This window comes from Promicromonospora aerolata, assembly GCF_042682255.1.
Taxonomy (GTDB): Bacteria; Actinomycetota; Actinomycetes; order Actinomycetales; family Cellulomonadaceae; genus Promicromonospora; species Promicromonospora aerolata.
Map to the genome: position 1 here is coordinate 1,354,133 of NZ_JBHUHF010000001.1, position 12,675 is coordinate 1,366,807.

Genomic DNA, 12,675 nt, shown 5'->3' on the forward strand with positions numbered 1-12,675 from the left:
CAGACAAGACTCTTTTGTGCACCGCACGTCAAAAGTCGACGGTGCGGTGATCACGGGACAACGACGTCAGGAGCACAGATGCGGGACTCAATTGACCGCTCACGACACCACCGTCGACGGTTGCAAGCGACCACACTCGCCGCCACCATGGCCCTGGGGGCACTCGTGGCCGCACCAGCGGCGACTGCGTCAACACCCGAGGGGTCGGCGCCTGACTGCGGTACCGGGCGCGGTATCCCCGACTCCCAGATCTCCATCCAGCTGTTCACGCACGTCGGGGAGCTCGGGTTCGGCGAGCCGACCGCCGAGCAGCTGGACCGGGTGCTCGGCGAGGTGGCCGACGCCGGGTTCCGCAACGTCGAGCTGTACAACCAGCCGTACGACATGCCGGTCGAGGAGCTCAAGGGTCTCCTCGACGAGCACGGCCTGCATGCGGCATCGAGCCACGGCAGCACCGACTGGGACACCTGGCCGGAGACCGTGGCCTACGCGGCGGAGCTCGGCCAGCGTTACGTCGGCGCCGGCGGAATCCCGGGCAGCGTGGCGACCTACGAGGACACCCTCGAGACGGCGGCCTACCTCGACCAGCTCGGCGAGTACGCCCACCACAACGGTGTGCAGAAGGTGCTGCTGCACAACCACACCTCCGTCTTCGACGCGAAGTTCACGCACCCGGAGACGGGTGAGACGGTGACTGCCTGGGAGGTCCTGGAGGAGAACACGGACCCGCGGTACGTCACCTTCGAGCTGGACCTCGGCTGGGCCGCGGACGCGGGCATGGACGTCGCGGGCCTCGTCGAGGAGCACGGCGACCGCATGGAGCTCCTGCACGTCAAGGACGCCGTGAACATCGGCGCCCCGGAGGGGCTCACCCAGGTCGGGCTCGGTGACGGCGAGATGGACTTCGCCGAGATCTTCAGCGCCGCCAAGGGCGACGTCAAGTACTACACGTACGAGTGGGACTTCGCGCCCTCGTTCGAGTCGTCGGCGAAGTCGTTCGAGTTCCTGGACTGCTTCACCTTCTGACCCGTCGGAACCGCGCGTGCGGTGCCGGCAGCGCAGCCGACCTCGGCTGCGCTGCCGGCATTTTCTCTGTGCTGACCTGTCACCGCCCCGTGCCGCGCACCCCTCGGAACAGAGCGAACACCACGAACAAGCCACCCGCGCCGATCCGCACCCAGGCGGCCGGCCACCCCCCGACCGGCTCGGTGGCGCACGCCTCCGTCGCACCGCCCGCGCACCCGCCCGCCTGGAACACCAGCGAAAGGCCCACCGCGAGTGCCACGAGAGCGGCAGCGGCGATCCAGCCCCAGCGGACACCCGATCGCTCCATCCGATCACGTTAGCGAGCGCGGGGACCTCCGATCCAGCACATCGCTACGCCCCGGGCGAGGAGCCCGCCGCGTGCCTCGCTCGGGAAATCCGGGAGGAGCTCGCCTGGGACACCACCGTCGGCGATCCCTTTCACACCTGGGTCTACCGTGTCTTCCCGCACCGCCACGTCTTTGTCCTGACGTTCCTCGCGACGTACGGCGGCGACACGGTGCCCGTCCACAGCGAGGAGCACAAGGAACTCGCCCTCGTCGCACCGGACGAGGCCAGCGCACTCGACATGCCCGCGGGCTACAAGACGGCGATCCGCCAGGCCGTCGAACAGGGCCACTTCCGATAGCCACGCCCGGCATCACCGGGGAGCACACACTCCGCCTGACCGGGAGATCCCTCGGCTGCTCCGTCAGCCCTCTCGCCGATCCCGGTCCGACATGCACGGCATTCCCGATGAGTCAGGCGCGCCAAAAGCACTCATCCCGGACAAGCAAAATGCGCAGTCCAGGAGGGGCAGGCCAAGCAGGTGGCGCCCGGCGTCAAACCCCTGCGGACGTCATATACCTTGAGCCCCGTGCCCGACCTCATGATCGCCCCGCGCCGTACCGCCCACCTCGACCGGGTGGCAGAGGCACTGCGGCTGGTCCATGAGAACGACGGCTACCCGACGGTCTGGCCGGACGACCCGGCCGCCTGGCTCGCACCCGCCGGCGCACTCGACGGATGGGTGGCCCTGGCCGACGGCGAGATCGTCGGACACGTCATGCTCGTCGACGGCGGCAAGGTCGAGTTCGCCGCCGAGCTCGCCGAGGCCGCCGGCGTCCCCATGACCAACCTCGCGGGCGTGAGCCGCCTCTTCGTCACGCCCGCGGCCCGCGGCGCACGGGTGGCCGCCGCCCTCCTGGAGCGGGTCGAGGACACACCCGCCCGGCGCGGTCGCCGCCTCGTGCTCGACGTCGTGGACGACGGCGGCCCCGCCGTCCACCTGTACGAACGGCTCGGCTGGACGCGCGTGGTCGCGGGCCCGGCAAGCTGGACGCGGCCTGACGGGGTCCGCCCCCGCGCTGCCGCCTACCTCTGCCCCCGTTGACGAAGGATCAGACGGTGCGGGCGCCCAGCCAGGGGGCCAGGTGGTCCTCGCGCCACAGCCACTCGACGCCGGCGGCCGCCTCCTCGGGCGTGCACAGCGCCGCGTGGAACGCCTCGCGCAGCCGCTGCCGGTCGTCGGCCACGCCCACCACCACGATCCGGGTGTGCGGCGTGGTCCCCGCACAGACGTCCGGCCACGGCCCCAGGTCCGCGAAGGCCAGCTGACCGCCCGCACCGTCCCAGAGGCAGGCGAGCCCGGGCCGGTCGGCCACGTGGAACACGCCGCGCGCCCGCAGACCACCGGAGCTCAGCTCCTCGATACCGTCCAGCAGCCGCTCCGGGTGGAACGGCAGCGGCGAGCGCAGCTCGAGCGTCCAGCTCCGGTCGCCCGGCACACGGCCAGATCCGGTGACGACGGGTGCGCCCAGGGGGTGCGCCCGCCGTTCGGCGCGGGTGGGTGAGTGCGCGCCGTCGGCGAGCTCCCCCGTCGACAGCGCGTGCAGCCCGTCCACGCGGCGCGTCCCGGCACCGCGGAGCCGGTCCAGCAGGCCCGACGTCGTCGCGGACGCCGACTCCCCGCCGCTGGTCACCACGAGGTCCGCCTGCTCGATCTGCGCCGCGAGCGCCTCCCCGACCGAGCGTTCGTCGTCGGCGGTGAGCTCGAGGCCGCGTTCGACGAGGGTGTCGTCGCCGAAGAGGTCCTGCTGGAGGGTGTCGGCGTCGACGACGGTGAGCGAGGTGGCGACGCGGGTGTGGTCGAGGGTGCCGCCGGGTGCGGACTCGACGGCGAGGGCGCGGGCGGCGGGCAGGGGTTCGGCGCTGACGGGCAGGGCGAGCAGCACGTGGGTCCAGCGCCCGTCGTGGGCGAGGCGGGCGATGGTGGGCACGGCGTCCTCGCGGACGGCGCAGGAGAGGCAGGCGTGCTCGAGCGGCACGAGCACGTCCTCGATGACGCCGGTGGCGTCGAGGACGACGCGTCGCAGGTGGTCGGTGTGGATGTCGTGCCGCAGGGTCACGGCGCCGGGGCCGTCCATGAGGAGGCCGAAGACCGCGGAGTCGCGCAGCACGGGGTCGCTGCTGGCCAGGACGCTGACGGGGATGATTCCGCGGTTCTTTCCGGTTCGGTACATGGTGCCTCCTCGCCCCGGTCCAGCCGGGAATTATTGATAACCGTTCTCAGTTCTGGTTCACTGTAGCGCGAAATGAGAACGGTTCTCACTCACGGCGGTCAGCCCGTCGTCACAGGAGGTCATGTGTCAGCCAGATGCCAGGTGCTGGGCACCGTGCCGGGGTTCGGCCACACGGTCTCGCACTCCCACGTGCGGACCAAGCGCCGGTTCGACCCGAACATCCAGAAGAAGCGCTACTGGGTCCCGTCGCTCGGCCGCAACGTCACGCTGCGCGTGAGTGCCAAGGGCATCAAGACCATCGATCGCCGGGGCATCGACGTGGTCGTGGCCCAGATTCTCGCCCGAGGGGAGAAGGTCTGATGGCCAAGAAGTCCAAGATCGCCGCCGACGCCCGGCGCCGCGAGGTGGTCGCCCGGTACGCCGAGCGGCGCACCGAGCTGCGCGGCATCATCCGGAACCTGGAGCTGCACCCCACGGTGCGCGCCGCCGCCGTCAGCGAGCTGGCCAAGCAGCCGCGCGACGCGAGCCCAACACGGGTGCGCAACCGCGACGTCGTGGACGGGCGGCCCCGTGGGTACTCGCGCACGTTCGGCCTGTCCCGCATCCGGCTGCGCGAGATGGCGCACCGGGGCGAGCTGCCCGGGGTGACCAAGTCCAGCTGGTGAGCGCGCGCTGGCGAGCGTCCCGGCAGCAGGTTCAACATCGAAGGAGTGGCACATGAAGGTTCGCGCGTCCCTGCGGTCCCTGAAGAGCAAGCCCGGCGCGAAGGTCGTGCGCCGGCACGGCAAGACGTTCGTGATCAACAAGCTCAACCCGCGCTGGAAGGCGCGCCAGGGCTGAGCGAGAGGAGCCAGTCATGAAGGACATCCACCCCACCTACGGCCCCGTGGTCTTCCGGGACGCGAGCGCAGGATTCACGTTCCTCACGCGCTCCACGCTCGCGGCCGACACGGCCTCCGGCCCCGGGCGCCCGTCGGCCACCATCGAGTGGTCCGACGGCAACACCTACCCCGTGGTCGACGTCGAGATCAGCAGCGCGAGCCACCCGTTCTGGACCGGATCGGCCCGCGTGGTCGACACCGCCGGACGCGTCGAGAAGTTCCGGCAGCGCTACGCCAAGCACGGCAACGGCGGCAAGAACACCAACGACACCGACAGCAAGGGCGGTAACTGATGGCCTCGCGCGTAGACCTCCGACCGATCATCAAGCTCCGCTCGACCGCGGGCACCGGCTTCACCTACGTGACGCGGAAGAACCGGCGCAACGATCCCGACCGGCTCGTCCTACGCAAGTTCGACCCGGTCGCTCGCCAGCACGTGGACTTCCGCGAGGAGCGCTGACCTCAGCCCTCCTGACGGAGCGCCGACAGAGAGGAGGCCGCCATGGCGGTCCCCAAGAGAAAGATGTCCCGGTCACGCACCCGGTCCCGCCGCGCGCGGTGGACCGCCCAGGTGCCCGACCTCGTCCCGGCGACCACCGTCGACGGACGCCAGGTGCAGGTCCCGGCCCGGCTCGTTCCCGCCGTCCGGCGCGGTCTGGTCGTCCCGGACTGACGCCGCCGCACCCCACGTGCACGACGAACGCCCCGGCGCACACAGCGCCGGGGCGTTCGTCGTGCACGTGATCGGTACGGCTACGCGTGCGCCTCCGCCGCGACGGTCGCGCCCACCACCACGACGTCCAGGCTCGCGGCCAGCGCGTCGGCCCAGGCCTTCGCCTCCTGCCCGGTCGGGTCCGCGACCAGGACGTGCCCGATCCGCTCGTTGTTGTCACCCGGCCGCACCACGCGGCCGGCCGACGGCGTCTCGTGGCTGAGCACGCGGTCGTCGTCGGCCAGGCGCTCCGCGCCCCGGACCTCGTGCACGACGCCGTCGTGCGCCGGCAGCAGGAACGTGACCGCCGCACTCGCCGCGACCGCGGCCCCCGGCACCGGATCGCGGCCGAGCGCCAGGTCCACCAGGACCTGCAGCGGGTTGAAGCCGGTCACCAGACGCACCAGCTCGAAGATGTAGCCGCCGCCCTGGCGCGGGTTCAGCTCGATCAGCCGCGGTCCGCTCGCGGTGAGCCGCACCTCGGTGTGGCTGATCCCGTGCGAGAGTCCGACCGCGTCCAGCACCGTCACGACGTGCCGCTCCACCGCGGCTCGCTCGGCGGGCGCGAGCGCGGCGGGGAACAGGTGTCCCGACTCGACGAACCCGGAGCCGGCCTCGGCACCCGGCTCGGCCACCGACTTCGCGGTGATGCCCAGCACCCGCGTCACGCCGTCCCTGGTGACCGACTCCACGCTGTACTCGGGACCCTCCAGCACCCGCTCGAGCAGCGCGAGCCGTTCCAGCGGCTGGTCCCGGGTGTTGCGCTCGGGCGCGGTCGCCTCCGCGAAAGCCACGGCGAGCCCCGCCTCGTCCACCACCTTGCGTACGCCGGTACCGGAGTTCATGTCGACCGGCTTGACCACCAGCGGATAACCCAGGTCGGCGGCCGCCTTGTGCGCCTGGTCCCAGGTCGCCGCCACCGCGAACGGCACGTCCGGGACACCGGCGGCCGCCAGGGCTTGCCGCACCAGGTGCTTGCGGGTCGCGGTGCGCAGCACGTCGGCGGGCGCCCCGGGCAGACCCAGGTCCCCGGCGACCAGCGCGACGGCCGGCAGATAGTAGTCGCAGGTCGTCAGCACGCCGTCGATCCGCCGGCGCGCCGCTACCCCCCGAGCGGCCGCGAGCAGGGCGTCGTCGTCGTTGGTCTCGGCCACGACCACCTCCGCGGCGAGCGCCAGCACGGGATGCTGCACTCTGCCCGGCAGGCGGTACAGGTCGGGGTCGCGGGTCACGAGGACGTACCGGTGGCCGCCGTCGCGCAGCAGGGGCGGAAGCATGAGCCCGGTGGACTGGAGCCAGCTCTCGATCATCAGCAGGGTCGCCACGTCACCACGCCCCGCGAACGATAGTCGTTCTCAACATGGCGCACAGCCTGCCACGGATCGCGTGGAGGTTCTTGTCCACGCAGGATCATTGTGTGATGGAGGTGGCCCTGTCGAGCTGCGCCCGTCTCGGGTGACACCCGTGTCCGGGAGACGGTTGGTTCCCGACCTCTGTTGCCCGGAGTCGACAATGTCTACACACAGCAACACACTCCGAATCCGTGGTGTCTCCCCCGTGCCACCGAGCCGCCGGAGGGCGCACCACAGACCCGAGTCCGCGCTACAGCACCCCGTCCGGCAGCGAGGGGCGCTCGTCCTCGGCCAGCCTCGGCCGCGGGATGAGGAGCGCCAGGACCGTGCACACGACCGCCGCGAGCAGGCCGAGCAGCAGCGCCGTCCGGAACGCGTCGTCAGAGGGCACCGGCACGCCGTCCAGCTCGGCGCCGCCCGCGGCGAGCACTCCGCCCACGACGGCTGCGGCCGACGTCGTGCCGAGGGACCGCATCAGGGTGTTGAGCCCGTTCGCGGCGCCCGTCTCGCGCGCCGGAACGACCTGCATGATCAGCGCGGGCATGGCCGCGAACCCCAGGCCGATGCCGATACCGAGCACGGTGTTGACCACCAGGACGTGCCACACCTGCAGGTCGACGGCGACTGCGATCACGTAGGAGAGCGCGATGATGGCCGATCCCGACGCGAGCAGGGGCTTGGGGCCGAAGCGGTGCTCGAGCCGGCCCGCGACGGGCGACATGGCGAGCATCGCCAGGCCGGCCGGCATGAGGATCAGGCTCGACTGCATCAGGGTGAGCCCCAGCCCGCCGGCCCCGGCGGGCAGCTCGAGCAGCTGCGGGAACACGACCTGCGACGCGAACAGCGCGAAGCCCATCGCTATCGAGGCCAGGTTGGTGAACAGCACGGTGCCCCGCGCGGTGACCCGGAGGTCCACCAGCGGGGCCTCGACCCGCAGCTCGTACCAGCCCCACACGAGGAGCACGACCAGACCACCGAACAGGAGCCCGAGCGTGCGGGGCGAGCCCCAGCCCCAGTCGTTCCCGCGTGAGACGGCGAGCAGCACCCCCGTCAGACCGACGGCCAGGCCGATCACGCCGACGACGTCGAGCGTACCGCCGTCCCGCATCGTGCTGACCGGCACCACCCACGCCACCAGGCCGAGCGCGAGGAGCCCGATCACCGAGGCCACCCAGAACATCACGTGCCAGTCATAACGCTCGGTCACGAACGCGCTGATCGGCAGGCCGAGCGCGCCGCCGACGCCGAGCGTCGCGCTGACCATCGCGATGCCCGACCCGAGCCGCTCCCTGTGCAGCACGTCGCGCAGGATCGAGATGCCGAGCGGGATCACACCCATCCCCATCCCCTGCAGACCCCGGCCGGTGATGAGGAACGCGACGGACGGCGACAGGGCGGCGACGACCGAGCCCAGCACCAGCAGGCCGAGCAGCACGAGCGCCACCGTCTTCTTGCCGTACATGTCGCCGAGCCGCCCTGATATGGGCGTGCAGATCGCCGCGACCAGCAGGGTCACCGTGACGGCCCAGGCGGTCACGTCCCGCGACTCGTCCAGCAGGAGCGGGAGCTCCGACTGGATCGGCAGGAGGATCGTCTGCATGAACGACGCCCCCATGCCCGCGAACGCGAGCACGGCGATCACCAGGCCCGGCCTGGGCACGCGCGTGAGCCGGGAGCGATCCTGACCGCCGGGCGGAAAGCTGAATCTCATGGGTGGCAGACGTTCCTTCGATGAGGTGGTGCCCGTCGCGCGCGGAGGTCCGCAGCACGGGCACTGCCAGAGGTGGGGGATATCTGCACCCTACATAGTTGCCCCCGCGAACGATGTCACCGTGCCGAGCCGCGCGGCTCCAGCTCGCCCACCAGCTCGCCCACAAGGGCAGCCGCCGCAGCCGACAGCGGCCGGCTCGCGGAGTAGCCGAGCCGCGCCGTCCAGATCAGCGCCGGCTCGACGGCGAGCGCCACGAGCTGCGGGTCCGTCGACACGGCGGACGCCGGCACGCACATCACGCCGAGGCGCTCGCGCACCAGGGCCTGGCCCAGCACGAAGTCGGTGGTCTCGGTGTGCACGGTGCGCTGCAGGCCGGCCGCCGCGAAGGCGCCGTCGACCACTGTGCGGTTGCCCCACCCGACGGGCGAGTCGATGAACGCCTCGTCGGCTATCTGCTCGAGCCGGACCGCCTCTGCCCCGGCCAGGCCGTTGGACTCGTGGCACACGAACAGGATCGGCTCGCTGTCGAGGTAGTGCAGGTGCACGCCAGGGACGGTCTCGGTGGCCGTGGAGACGAGGGCCAGGTCGAGGTCCCCACGCCGGACAGCCTCGAGGCTGCCGCGTGACCCGGCCGCGGTCTGGCGCACCTGCACGACGACGTCGGGGTGCTTGCGCCGGAACGACGCGAGGAGCCCGGCCAGGTCGAACGCGGCGAGGTGGTTCATCATGCCGAGGGTCACGGTCCCCGTGACGACGCCGCGCGTGGCGGCGACGGCTGCCGTCGCGGCGTCCAGCGCTGCGAGCACGTCCCGGGCCCTCGGGAGCAATGCCTCCCCCTCCGGCGTGAGCGCGATCCGGCGCCCCCGGGTGAAGAGGGCGCAGCCCAGCTCTCGCTCGAGCTGGCGGACAGCGGTGGACGCGGCGGACTGCACCACCCGGGCGCGCTGTGCGCCGGCAGTGAAGCTGCCCGTCTCGGCGACCGCGACGAAGTACTGGAGCTGGTGGGGCTGCACCGGTCAACTATCGCTGATCGCGATACGAGAGTTCAACAGGATTCGTTGGACACGATGAGTCCCTGCGCCAACGATGGACGCGTGTCACTCTCCACAAACGTCGTGCCGCCCTCGGGCGCCCCCGCCCAGCCAGAGACTTCCGGCCTCGCCGCCCCAGCACGCCCACGGCGCCATGCGCGCGGGTTCTGGATCATCGGCTATCTCTTCGCCGTGACGATGGCGTTCGCCGGCGCACCGGCGCCGCTCTACGTGATCTACCAGCAGCGCGAGGGCTTCGGTGCCTTCGCGGTCGCGCTGGTCTTCGCCGCATACGCGCTCGGCGTCATCGTTGCGCTGTTCCTGGCCGGCCACATGTCCGACCGCTTCGGACGCCTCCGGCTCATCGCCCCCGCCGTGCTGCTGAACGTGCTCGCCGGGCTGGCCTTCCTTGCCTCGACGGACCTGGCTCCGCTGCTCGTCGCGCGCGTCCTGTCCGGCCTCGGCATCGGCCTGCTCACCGCCACGGCGACGGCGCACATGACGGAGCTGCACGCCGCCGGACGTGCCGCGGCGGGCAGGCCGGTCGGCCGGCGCGCCGAGGTGATCTCGACCGCCGCGAACCTCGGCGGCATCGGCGTCGGCCCGCTCGTCGCGGGCATCCTTGCCGACGTCGCGCCCGGCCCCCTGCGCACCCCGTACCTCGTGCTGCTTTTCGCCATGGTGCTCGGGCTGCTGCTGGTGACGCTCGTCCCCGAGACCGTCGACGGCGTGGACGAGCCCTGGCACTACCGGCCGCAGCGCGTCGTCGTCCCCGCCGGATCGCGCGGCCTGTACGCGGGAGCCCTCATGGCGGGCTTCGTCAGCTTCGCGATGTTCGGGCTGTTCACCTCGTTGGCGCCGGCGTTCATCGCCGACACGCTGCACGTCACGTCGCACGCCGTCGCCGGCCTCGTCACGTTCGCGGTGTTCGGTTCCGCCGCGCTCGCCCAGATCGTGACCGGCCAACGGAGCGCCCGGACGCAGCACGCGCTCGGCGTGACGGCCCTGACCGTCGGGCTCGTCCTGATGGTCGGAGCGATGCTGACGGGGTCCTTCCCGGTGTTCGTGGTCGGCGGCGCCATCACGGGCATCGGCGCGGGCACGCTGTTCAAGGCCGGGGTCGGCACCGTCGTGTCCGTCGCGGCCGGCCGCTCGCGCGCCGAGGCTCTCGCCGGCCTCTTCCTCGCCGCCTATGCCGGCATGTCGGTCCCCGTCGTCCTGCTCGGGATCCTCATGCGCACGATCCCCGCGCCCGCCGCCGTGCTCGCCTTCGGCGTGCTGATGCTCGTGCTGCTGGCCGGAGCGACCGCGCTCCTGCGGACGGGGCGACGCAGGGCCGTGACCGATTGACCCTGCTTCCATATATGCATAGTCTCATATCTGTGTTGTAGGATATGAAGCATGGCACTCGACGCACTGATCCTCGGCCTTCTCGACCTGAAGCCCATGACCGGCTATGACCTCAAGAAGACGTTCGACGGCACCGTCGCCCACTTCTGGTCCGCCGACCAGGCTCAGATCTACCGCACGCTGTCCCGGCTCGAACGCGACGGACTCGTCGACGTCCGTGTCATCCCGCAGCCCGGCAAGCCGGACCGCCGCGAGCACCGGCTCACCGACGAGGGCCGGGCCTCGCTCGCGGCCTGGCTCCGCTCCCCCCTGCCCGACGACCGGCCACGGGAGCCGTTCCTCGGCAGGCTCTTCCTCGTCGGCCGGGAGAACGACCCGGAGCTGGTCCGGGCGCTCCTCGCGGAGCGCCGAGCAGCCGCCCTGCGCCTGCTCGCCACGCTGGAGAGCATCCCGGTCGTGGACGGCGACCTGGCCGCCCGGCTCCGGTCGGCGACCCTGCGCAACGGCATTCGCGAAGTCAAGGCCGAGCTCACGTGGCTCGACGAGCTGGAGGACGTCCTGTGAGCCCTGCGACCAACCGCCCCACGAGCATCTCTCTTGCCGAGCAGCGTCCCGACGCCGACGAGTCGGTCCTGTTCCTGCACGGCGGCAACGTCGCCGGCTGGTCGTGGGCAGACCAGGCCGGGGCACTCCCCGACCACCACGCCCTCATCCCGGACCTGCCCGGGTTCGGCGCCTCGGCACAGCACCCGTGGACCGACCTCTCGACGACGGTCGACGAGCTGGCAGCCCTCGTCCGCGAGCGGGCCCACGGCGGGCGGACCCACGTGGTCGGGATGTCGTTAGGCGGCGTCGTGGGGACGGCCCTCGCGGCGCGCCACCCGGACGTCATCCGCAGCGTCTTCGTGACGGGGGCGATCTTGCGCGGCGTGCACGGGTTCACCCGCTGGGCGGGGCTGGCGCAGATCCGCCTCTTCGGCAGCCCCTGGTACTGGAGGACGACCGCCCGGATGTTTCGCCTGCCACCGGACGCGGTCGACCTGTTCGTCACGACAGGGCTCGGGATCGACCGCGGCTCGGTCCGCCGGATGGTCCCGCAGCTCTACGACGGCGTGCCTGCCCGCGACCTCGACGGACTCCGCCGGCTGACCGCGCCGATCCTCGCGATCGTCGGCGAGAAGGAGTCCCGCACCTTGCGCGACGCGCTGGACGAGGTGACCTCCCGCGTGCCCCACGCCGTGGCGCGGCTCGCACCAGGGATGCACCACGTCTGGGACGTCGAGGACCCGGAGCTGTTCCACACCACGCTCGCCCACTGGCTGACCACGGGTGAACCGTCCCCCGCCCTGCTCCCGGTCGGGACGCGGCGACGGGGCACGTCGGCGGCGTTCTGAAGCCCAGGAGCGTGGCCGCTTCGGGCTGACGAGCGCTGTTCTTACATTTCGAGGTGGCGGGCAGGATCCTCGCCGAGGTCGTGCAATGCCCGCTCAAGCCGCGCTCCCTGTCCTGTCCGCGCGTAGTGCGGCACGAAGGACACCGCCGCCCGAGTGTCGGCGATGCGGATGCCCGGCTGGATGTTGGTCCCGATCAGCACGCCGCGGACCTCGACGCGCATCCCGGCTCGCATGACTGCCCCGCGCGGCTCTCGGTCGCCCCGGACCCAGACCTCCACCCGGTCGTCCAGGACGGTGAGCGCCAACGTGGTGGTGAGGTACCACGCCAGGCCCGTGGCCATGGCACCGGCTTCGGTAGCTTCCTGTCGTAGACCGCCCGAGGCGTAGCAAGGAATCACCGTGGCACTGGGCCGGGCGTCGTTGACGAGATCAGCCAGACGAGCGCGGCGGTACGAGTACAGGAAAAACAGCAGGATCGTCATCACCGCAACGAGCACCAATGCGACACCCACGGCGCTCGCCTGGCCACCCTGGTCCTCCGGGGTGCTGAGGAGCGCGCTGGTGACCGAGCCGCCCACGACGATCGTCCCTAGTGGAACACCGAAGAACCACATGCGTCGGCGGTACCTTCCGAAGTCGAATCGAGCACCGGAGGTCGGCTGACACTGAGGCATCTCCCCACCGTAGGGCACGACAAAG

General features: G+C 71.5%; 18 protein-coding genes. 12 read left to right on the forward strand and 6 right to left on the reverse strand.

The window, feature by feature from the left end; all coding sequences use genetic code 11:
• The first annotated feature begins 120 nt into the window (after nucleotides 1-120).
• Nucleotides 121-1,026: a sugar phosphate isomerase/epimerase family protein gene (locus ACFSL2_RS06140; protein WP_377197003.1), complete on the forward strand. Its 906-nt coding sequence runs from the start codon at nucleotides 121-123 to the stop codon at nucleotides 1,024-1,026.
• Between the two features lie 79 nt (nucleotides 1,027-1,105).
• Here the strand turns inward: ACFSL2_RS06140 and ACFSL2_RS06145 are convergent, their stop codons facing one another.
• The gene (locus ACFSL2_RS06145; RefSeq protein ID WP_377200899.1) at nucleotides 1,106-1,333 is read right to left on the reverse strand and encodes a hypothetical protein; all 228 of its coding nucleotides are present in this window, start codon (nucleotides 1,331-1,333) and stop codon (nucleotides 1,106-1,108) included.
• A 3-nt stretch (nucleotides 1,334-1,336) separates the two neighbouring features.
• Here ACFSL2_RS06145 and ACFSL2_RS06150 point away from each other — a divergent pair, with 3 nt between their 5' ends.
• Nucleotides 1,337-1,672, forward strand: a complete 336-nt coding sequence (locus ACFSL2_RS06150) for an NUDIX domain-containing protein (RefSeq protein WP_377200773.1) — start codon at nucleotides 1,337-1,339, stop codon at nucleotides 1,670-1,672.
• Between the two features lie 228 nt (nucleotides 1,673-1,900).
• Entirely contained in the window at nucleotides 1,901-2,416 is a 516-nt protein-coding gene (locus ACFSL2_RS06155) for a GNAT family N-acetyltransferase (protein ID WP_377197004.1), read from the forward strand.
• 7 nt (nucleotides 2,417-2,423) lie between these two features.
• Here the strand turns inward: ACFSL2_RS06155 and ACFSL2_RS06160 are convergent, their stop codons facing one another.
• Entirely contained in the window at nucleotides 2,424-3,545 is a 1,122-nt protein-coding gene (locus ACFSL2_RS06160) for a CobW family GTP-binding protein (protein WP_377197005.1), read from the reverse strand.
• Between the two features lie 123 nt (nucleotides 3,546-3,668).
• Here ACFSL2_RS06160 and rpmB point away from each other — a divergent pair, with 123 nt between their 5' ends.
• Genes rpmB through rpmF form a run of 6 tightly spaced genes read left to right on the forward strand, consistent with a single transcriptional unit; the run spans nucleotide 3,669 to nucleotide 5,099 of the window.
• Complete coding sequence (rpmB, locus tag ACFSL2_RS06165; protein ID WP_377197006.1) at nucleotides 3,669-3,905, forward strand: 50S ribosomal protein L28; 237 nt, start codon at nucleotides 3,669-3,671, stop codon at nucleotides 3,903-3,905.
• Nucleotides 3,905-4,210, forward strand: coding sequence for a 30S ribosomal protein S14 (gene rpsN / locus ACFSL2_RS06170; protein ID WP_377197007.1), 306 nt, complete (start codon nucleotides 3,905-3,907; stop codon nucleotides 4,208-4,210). The genes rpmB and rpsN overlap by 1 nt, the downstream gene beginning before the upstream one ends.
• Nucleotides 4,211-4,262: 52 nt before the next feature.
• Entirely contained in the window at nucleotides 4,263-4,385 is a 123-nt protein-coding gene (gene ykgO / locus ACFSL2_RS06175; protein ID WP_377186050.1) for a type B 50S ribosomal protein L36, read from the forward strand.
• A gap of 16 nt (nucleotides 4,386-4,401) precedes the next feature.
• A complete protein-coding gene (locus ACFSL2_RS06180; RefSeq protein WP_377197008.1) occupies nucleotides 4,402-4,719 on the forward strand; it encodes a type B 50S ribosomal protein L31 in 318 nt (105 codons plus the stop codon).
• Nucleotides 4,719-4,886: a 50S ribosomal protein L33 gene (rpmG, locus tag ACFSL2_RS06185; protein ID WP_377186054.1), complete on the forward strand. Its 168-nt coding sequence runs from the start codon at nucleotides 4,719-4,721 to the stop codon at nucleotides 4,884-4,886. The genes ACFSL2_RS06180 and rpmG overlap by 1 nt, the downstream gene beginning before the upstream one ends.
• Nucleotides 4,887-4,928: 42 nt before the next feature.
• Nucleotides 4,929-5,099, forward strand: a complete 171-nt coding sequence (gene rpmF, locus ACFSL2_RS06190; RefSeq protein WP_377197009.1) for a 50S ribosomal protein L32 — start codon at nucleotides 4,929-4,931, stop codon at nucleotides 5,097-5,099.
• An 80-nt stretch (nucleotides 5,100-5,179) separates the two neighbouring features.
• On the opposite strand, the gene ACFSL2_RS06195 is transcribed toward rpmF, so the two are convergent.
• The 3 genes from ACFSL2_RS06195 to ACFSL2_RS06205 all read right to left on the reverse strand — a co-directional run bounded on the left by ACFSL2_RS06195 (nucleotide 5,180) and on the right by ACFSL2_RS06205 (nucleotide 9,214).
• Nucleotides 5,180-6,463 carry an ATP-grasp domain-containing protein gene (locus tag ACFSL2_RS06195; RefSeq protein ID WP_377197010.1) on the reverse strand — a complete coding sequence of 428 codons (1,284 nt, stop codon included), beginning with the start codon at nucleotides 6,461-6,463 and terminating at the stop codon, nucleotides 5,180-5,182.
• Nucleotides 6,464-6,740: 277 nt separating this feature from the next.
• Nucleotides 6,741-8,150: an MFS transporter gene (locus tag ACFSL2_RS06200; protein WP_377200774.1), complete on the reverse strand. Its 1,410-nt coding sequence runs from the start codon at nucleotides 8,148-8,150 to the stop codon at nucleotides 6,741-6,743.
• A gap of 167 nt (nucleotides 8,151-8,317) precedes the next feature.
• The gene (locus tag ACFSL2_RS06205) at nucleotides 8,318-9,214 is read right to left on the reverse strand and encodes a LysR family transcriptional regulator (RefSeq protein ID WP_377197011.1); all 897 of its coding nucleotides are present in this window, start codon (nucleotides 9,212-9,214) and stop codon (nucleotides 8,318-8,320) included.
• An 81-nt stretch (nucleotides 9,215-9,295) separates the two neighbouring features.
• On the opposite strand from ACFSL2_RS06205, the gene ACFSL2_RS06210 reads away from it, so the two are divergent.
• From ACFSL2_RS06210 to ACFSL2_RS06220, 3 genes are read left to right on the forward strand one after another with little or no spacing between them, the layout of a single operon-like run.
• On the forward strand, nucleotides 9,296-10,582 hold the full coding sequence (locus ACFSL2_RS06210) for an MFS transporter (RefSeq protein WP_377197012.1): 1,287 nt from the start codon (nucleotides 9,296-9,298) through the stop codon (nucleotides 10,580-10,582).
• A 51-nt stretch (nucleotides 10,583-10,633) separates the two neighbouring features.
• Nucleotides 10,634-11,146: a PadR family transcriptional regulator gene (locus tag ACFSL2_RS06215; protein WP_377197013.1), complete on the forward strand. Its 513-nt coding sequence runs from the start codon at nucleotides 10,634-10,636 to the stop codon at nucleotides 11,144-11,146.
• A complete protein-coding gene (locus ACFSL2_RS06220) occupies nucleotides 11,143-11,976 on the forward strand; it encodes an alpha/beta fold hydrolase (RefSeq protein ID WP_377197014.1) in 834 nt (277 codons plus the stop codon). Before ACFSL2_RS06215 ends, ACFSL2_RS06220 begins: the two co-directional genes overlap by 4 nt.
• A 41-nt stretch (nucleotides 11,977-12,017) precedes the next feature.
• Here ACFSL2_RS06220 and ACFSL2_RS06225 read toward each other — a convergent pair whose 3' ends face one another.
• Complete coding sequence (locus tag ACFSL2_RS06225) at nucleotides 12,018-12,590, reverse strand: hypothetical protein (protein WP_377197015.1); 573 nt, start codon at nucleotides 12,588-12,590, stop codon at nucleotides 12,018-12,020.
• Nucleotides 12,591-12,675 lie beyond the last annotated feature (85 nt).

What these genes read in the sequence shown, in the direction of transcription:
- ACFSL2_RS06145 (WP_377200899.1), bottom strand. Translation starts at nt 1,333, where the DNA reads ATGGAGCGATCGGGTGTCCGCTGGGGCTGGATCGCCGCTGCCGCTCTC.
- ACFSL2_RS06160 (WP_377197005.1), bottom strand. Translation starts at nt 3,545, where the DNA reads ATGTACCGAACCGGAAAGAACCGCGGAATCATCCCCGTCAGCGTCCTG.
- rpsN (WP_377197007.1), top strand. Translation starts at nt 3,905, where the DNA reads ATGGCCAAGAAGTCCAAGATCGCCGCCGACGCCCGGCGCCGCGAGGTG.
- ykgO (WP_377186050.1), top strand. Translation starts at nt 4,263, where the DNA reads ATGAAGGTTCGCGCGTCCCTGCGGTCCCTGAAGAGCAAGCCCGGCGCG.
- ACFSL2_RS06180 (WP_377197008.1), top strand. Translation starts at nt 4,402, where the DNA reads ATGAAGGACATCCACCCCACCTACGGCCCCGTGGTCTTCCGGGACGCG.
- rpmG (WP_377186054.1), top strand. Translation starts at nt 4,719, where the DNA reads ATGGCCTCGCGCGTAGACCTCCGACCGATCATCAAGCTCCGCTCGACC.
- rpmF (WP_377197009.1), top strand. Translation starts at nt 4,929, where the DNA reads ATGGCGGTCCCCAAGAGAAAGATGTCCCGGTCACGCACCCGGTCCCGC.
- ACFSL2_RS06215 (WP_377197013.1), top strand. Translation starts at nt 10,634, where the DNA reads ATGGCACTCGACGCACTGATCCTCGGCCTTCTCGACCTGAAGCCCATG.
- ACFSL2_RS06225 (WP_377197015.1), bottom strand. Translation starts at nt 12,590, where the DNA reads ATGTGGTTCTTCGGTGTTCCACTAGGGACGATCGTCGTGGGCGGCTCG.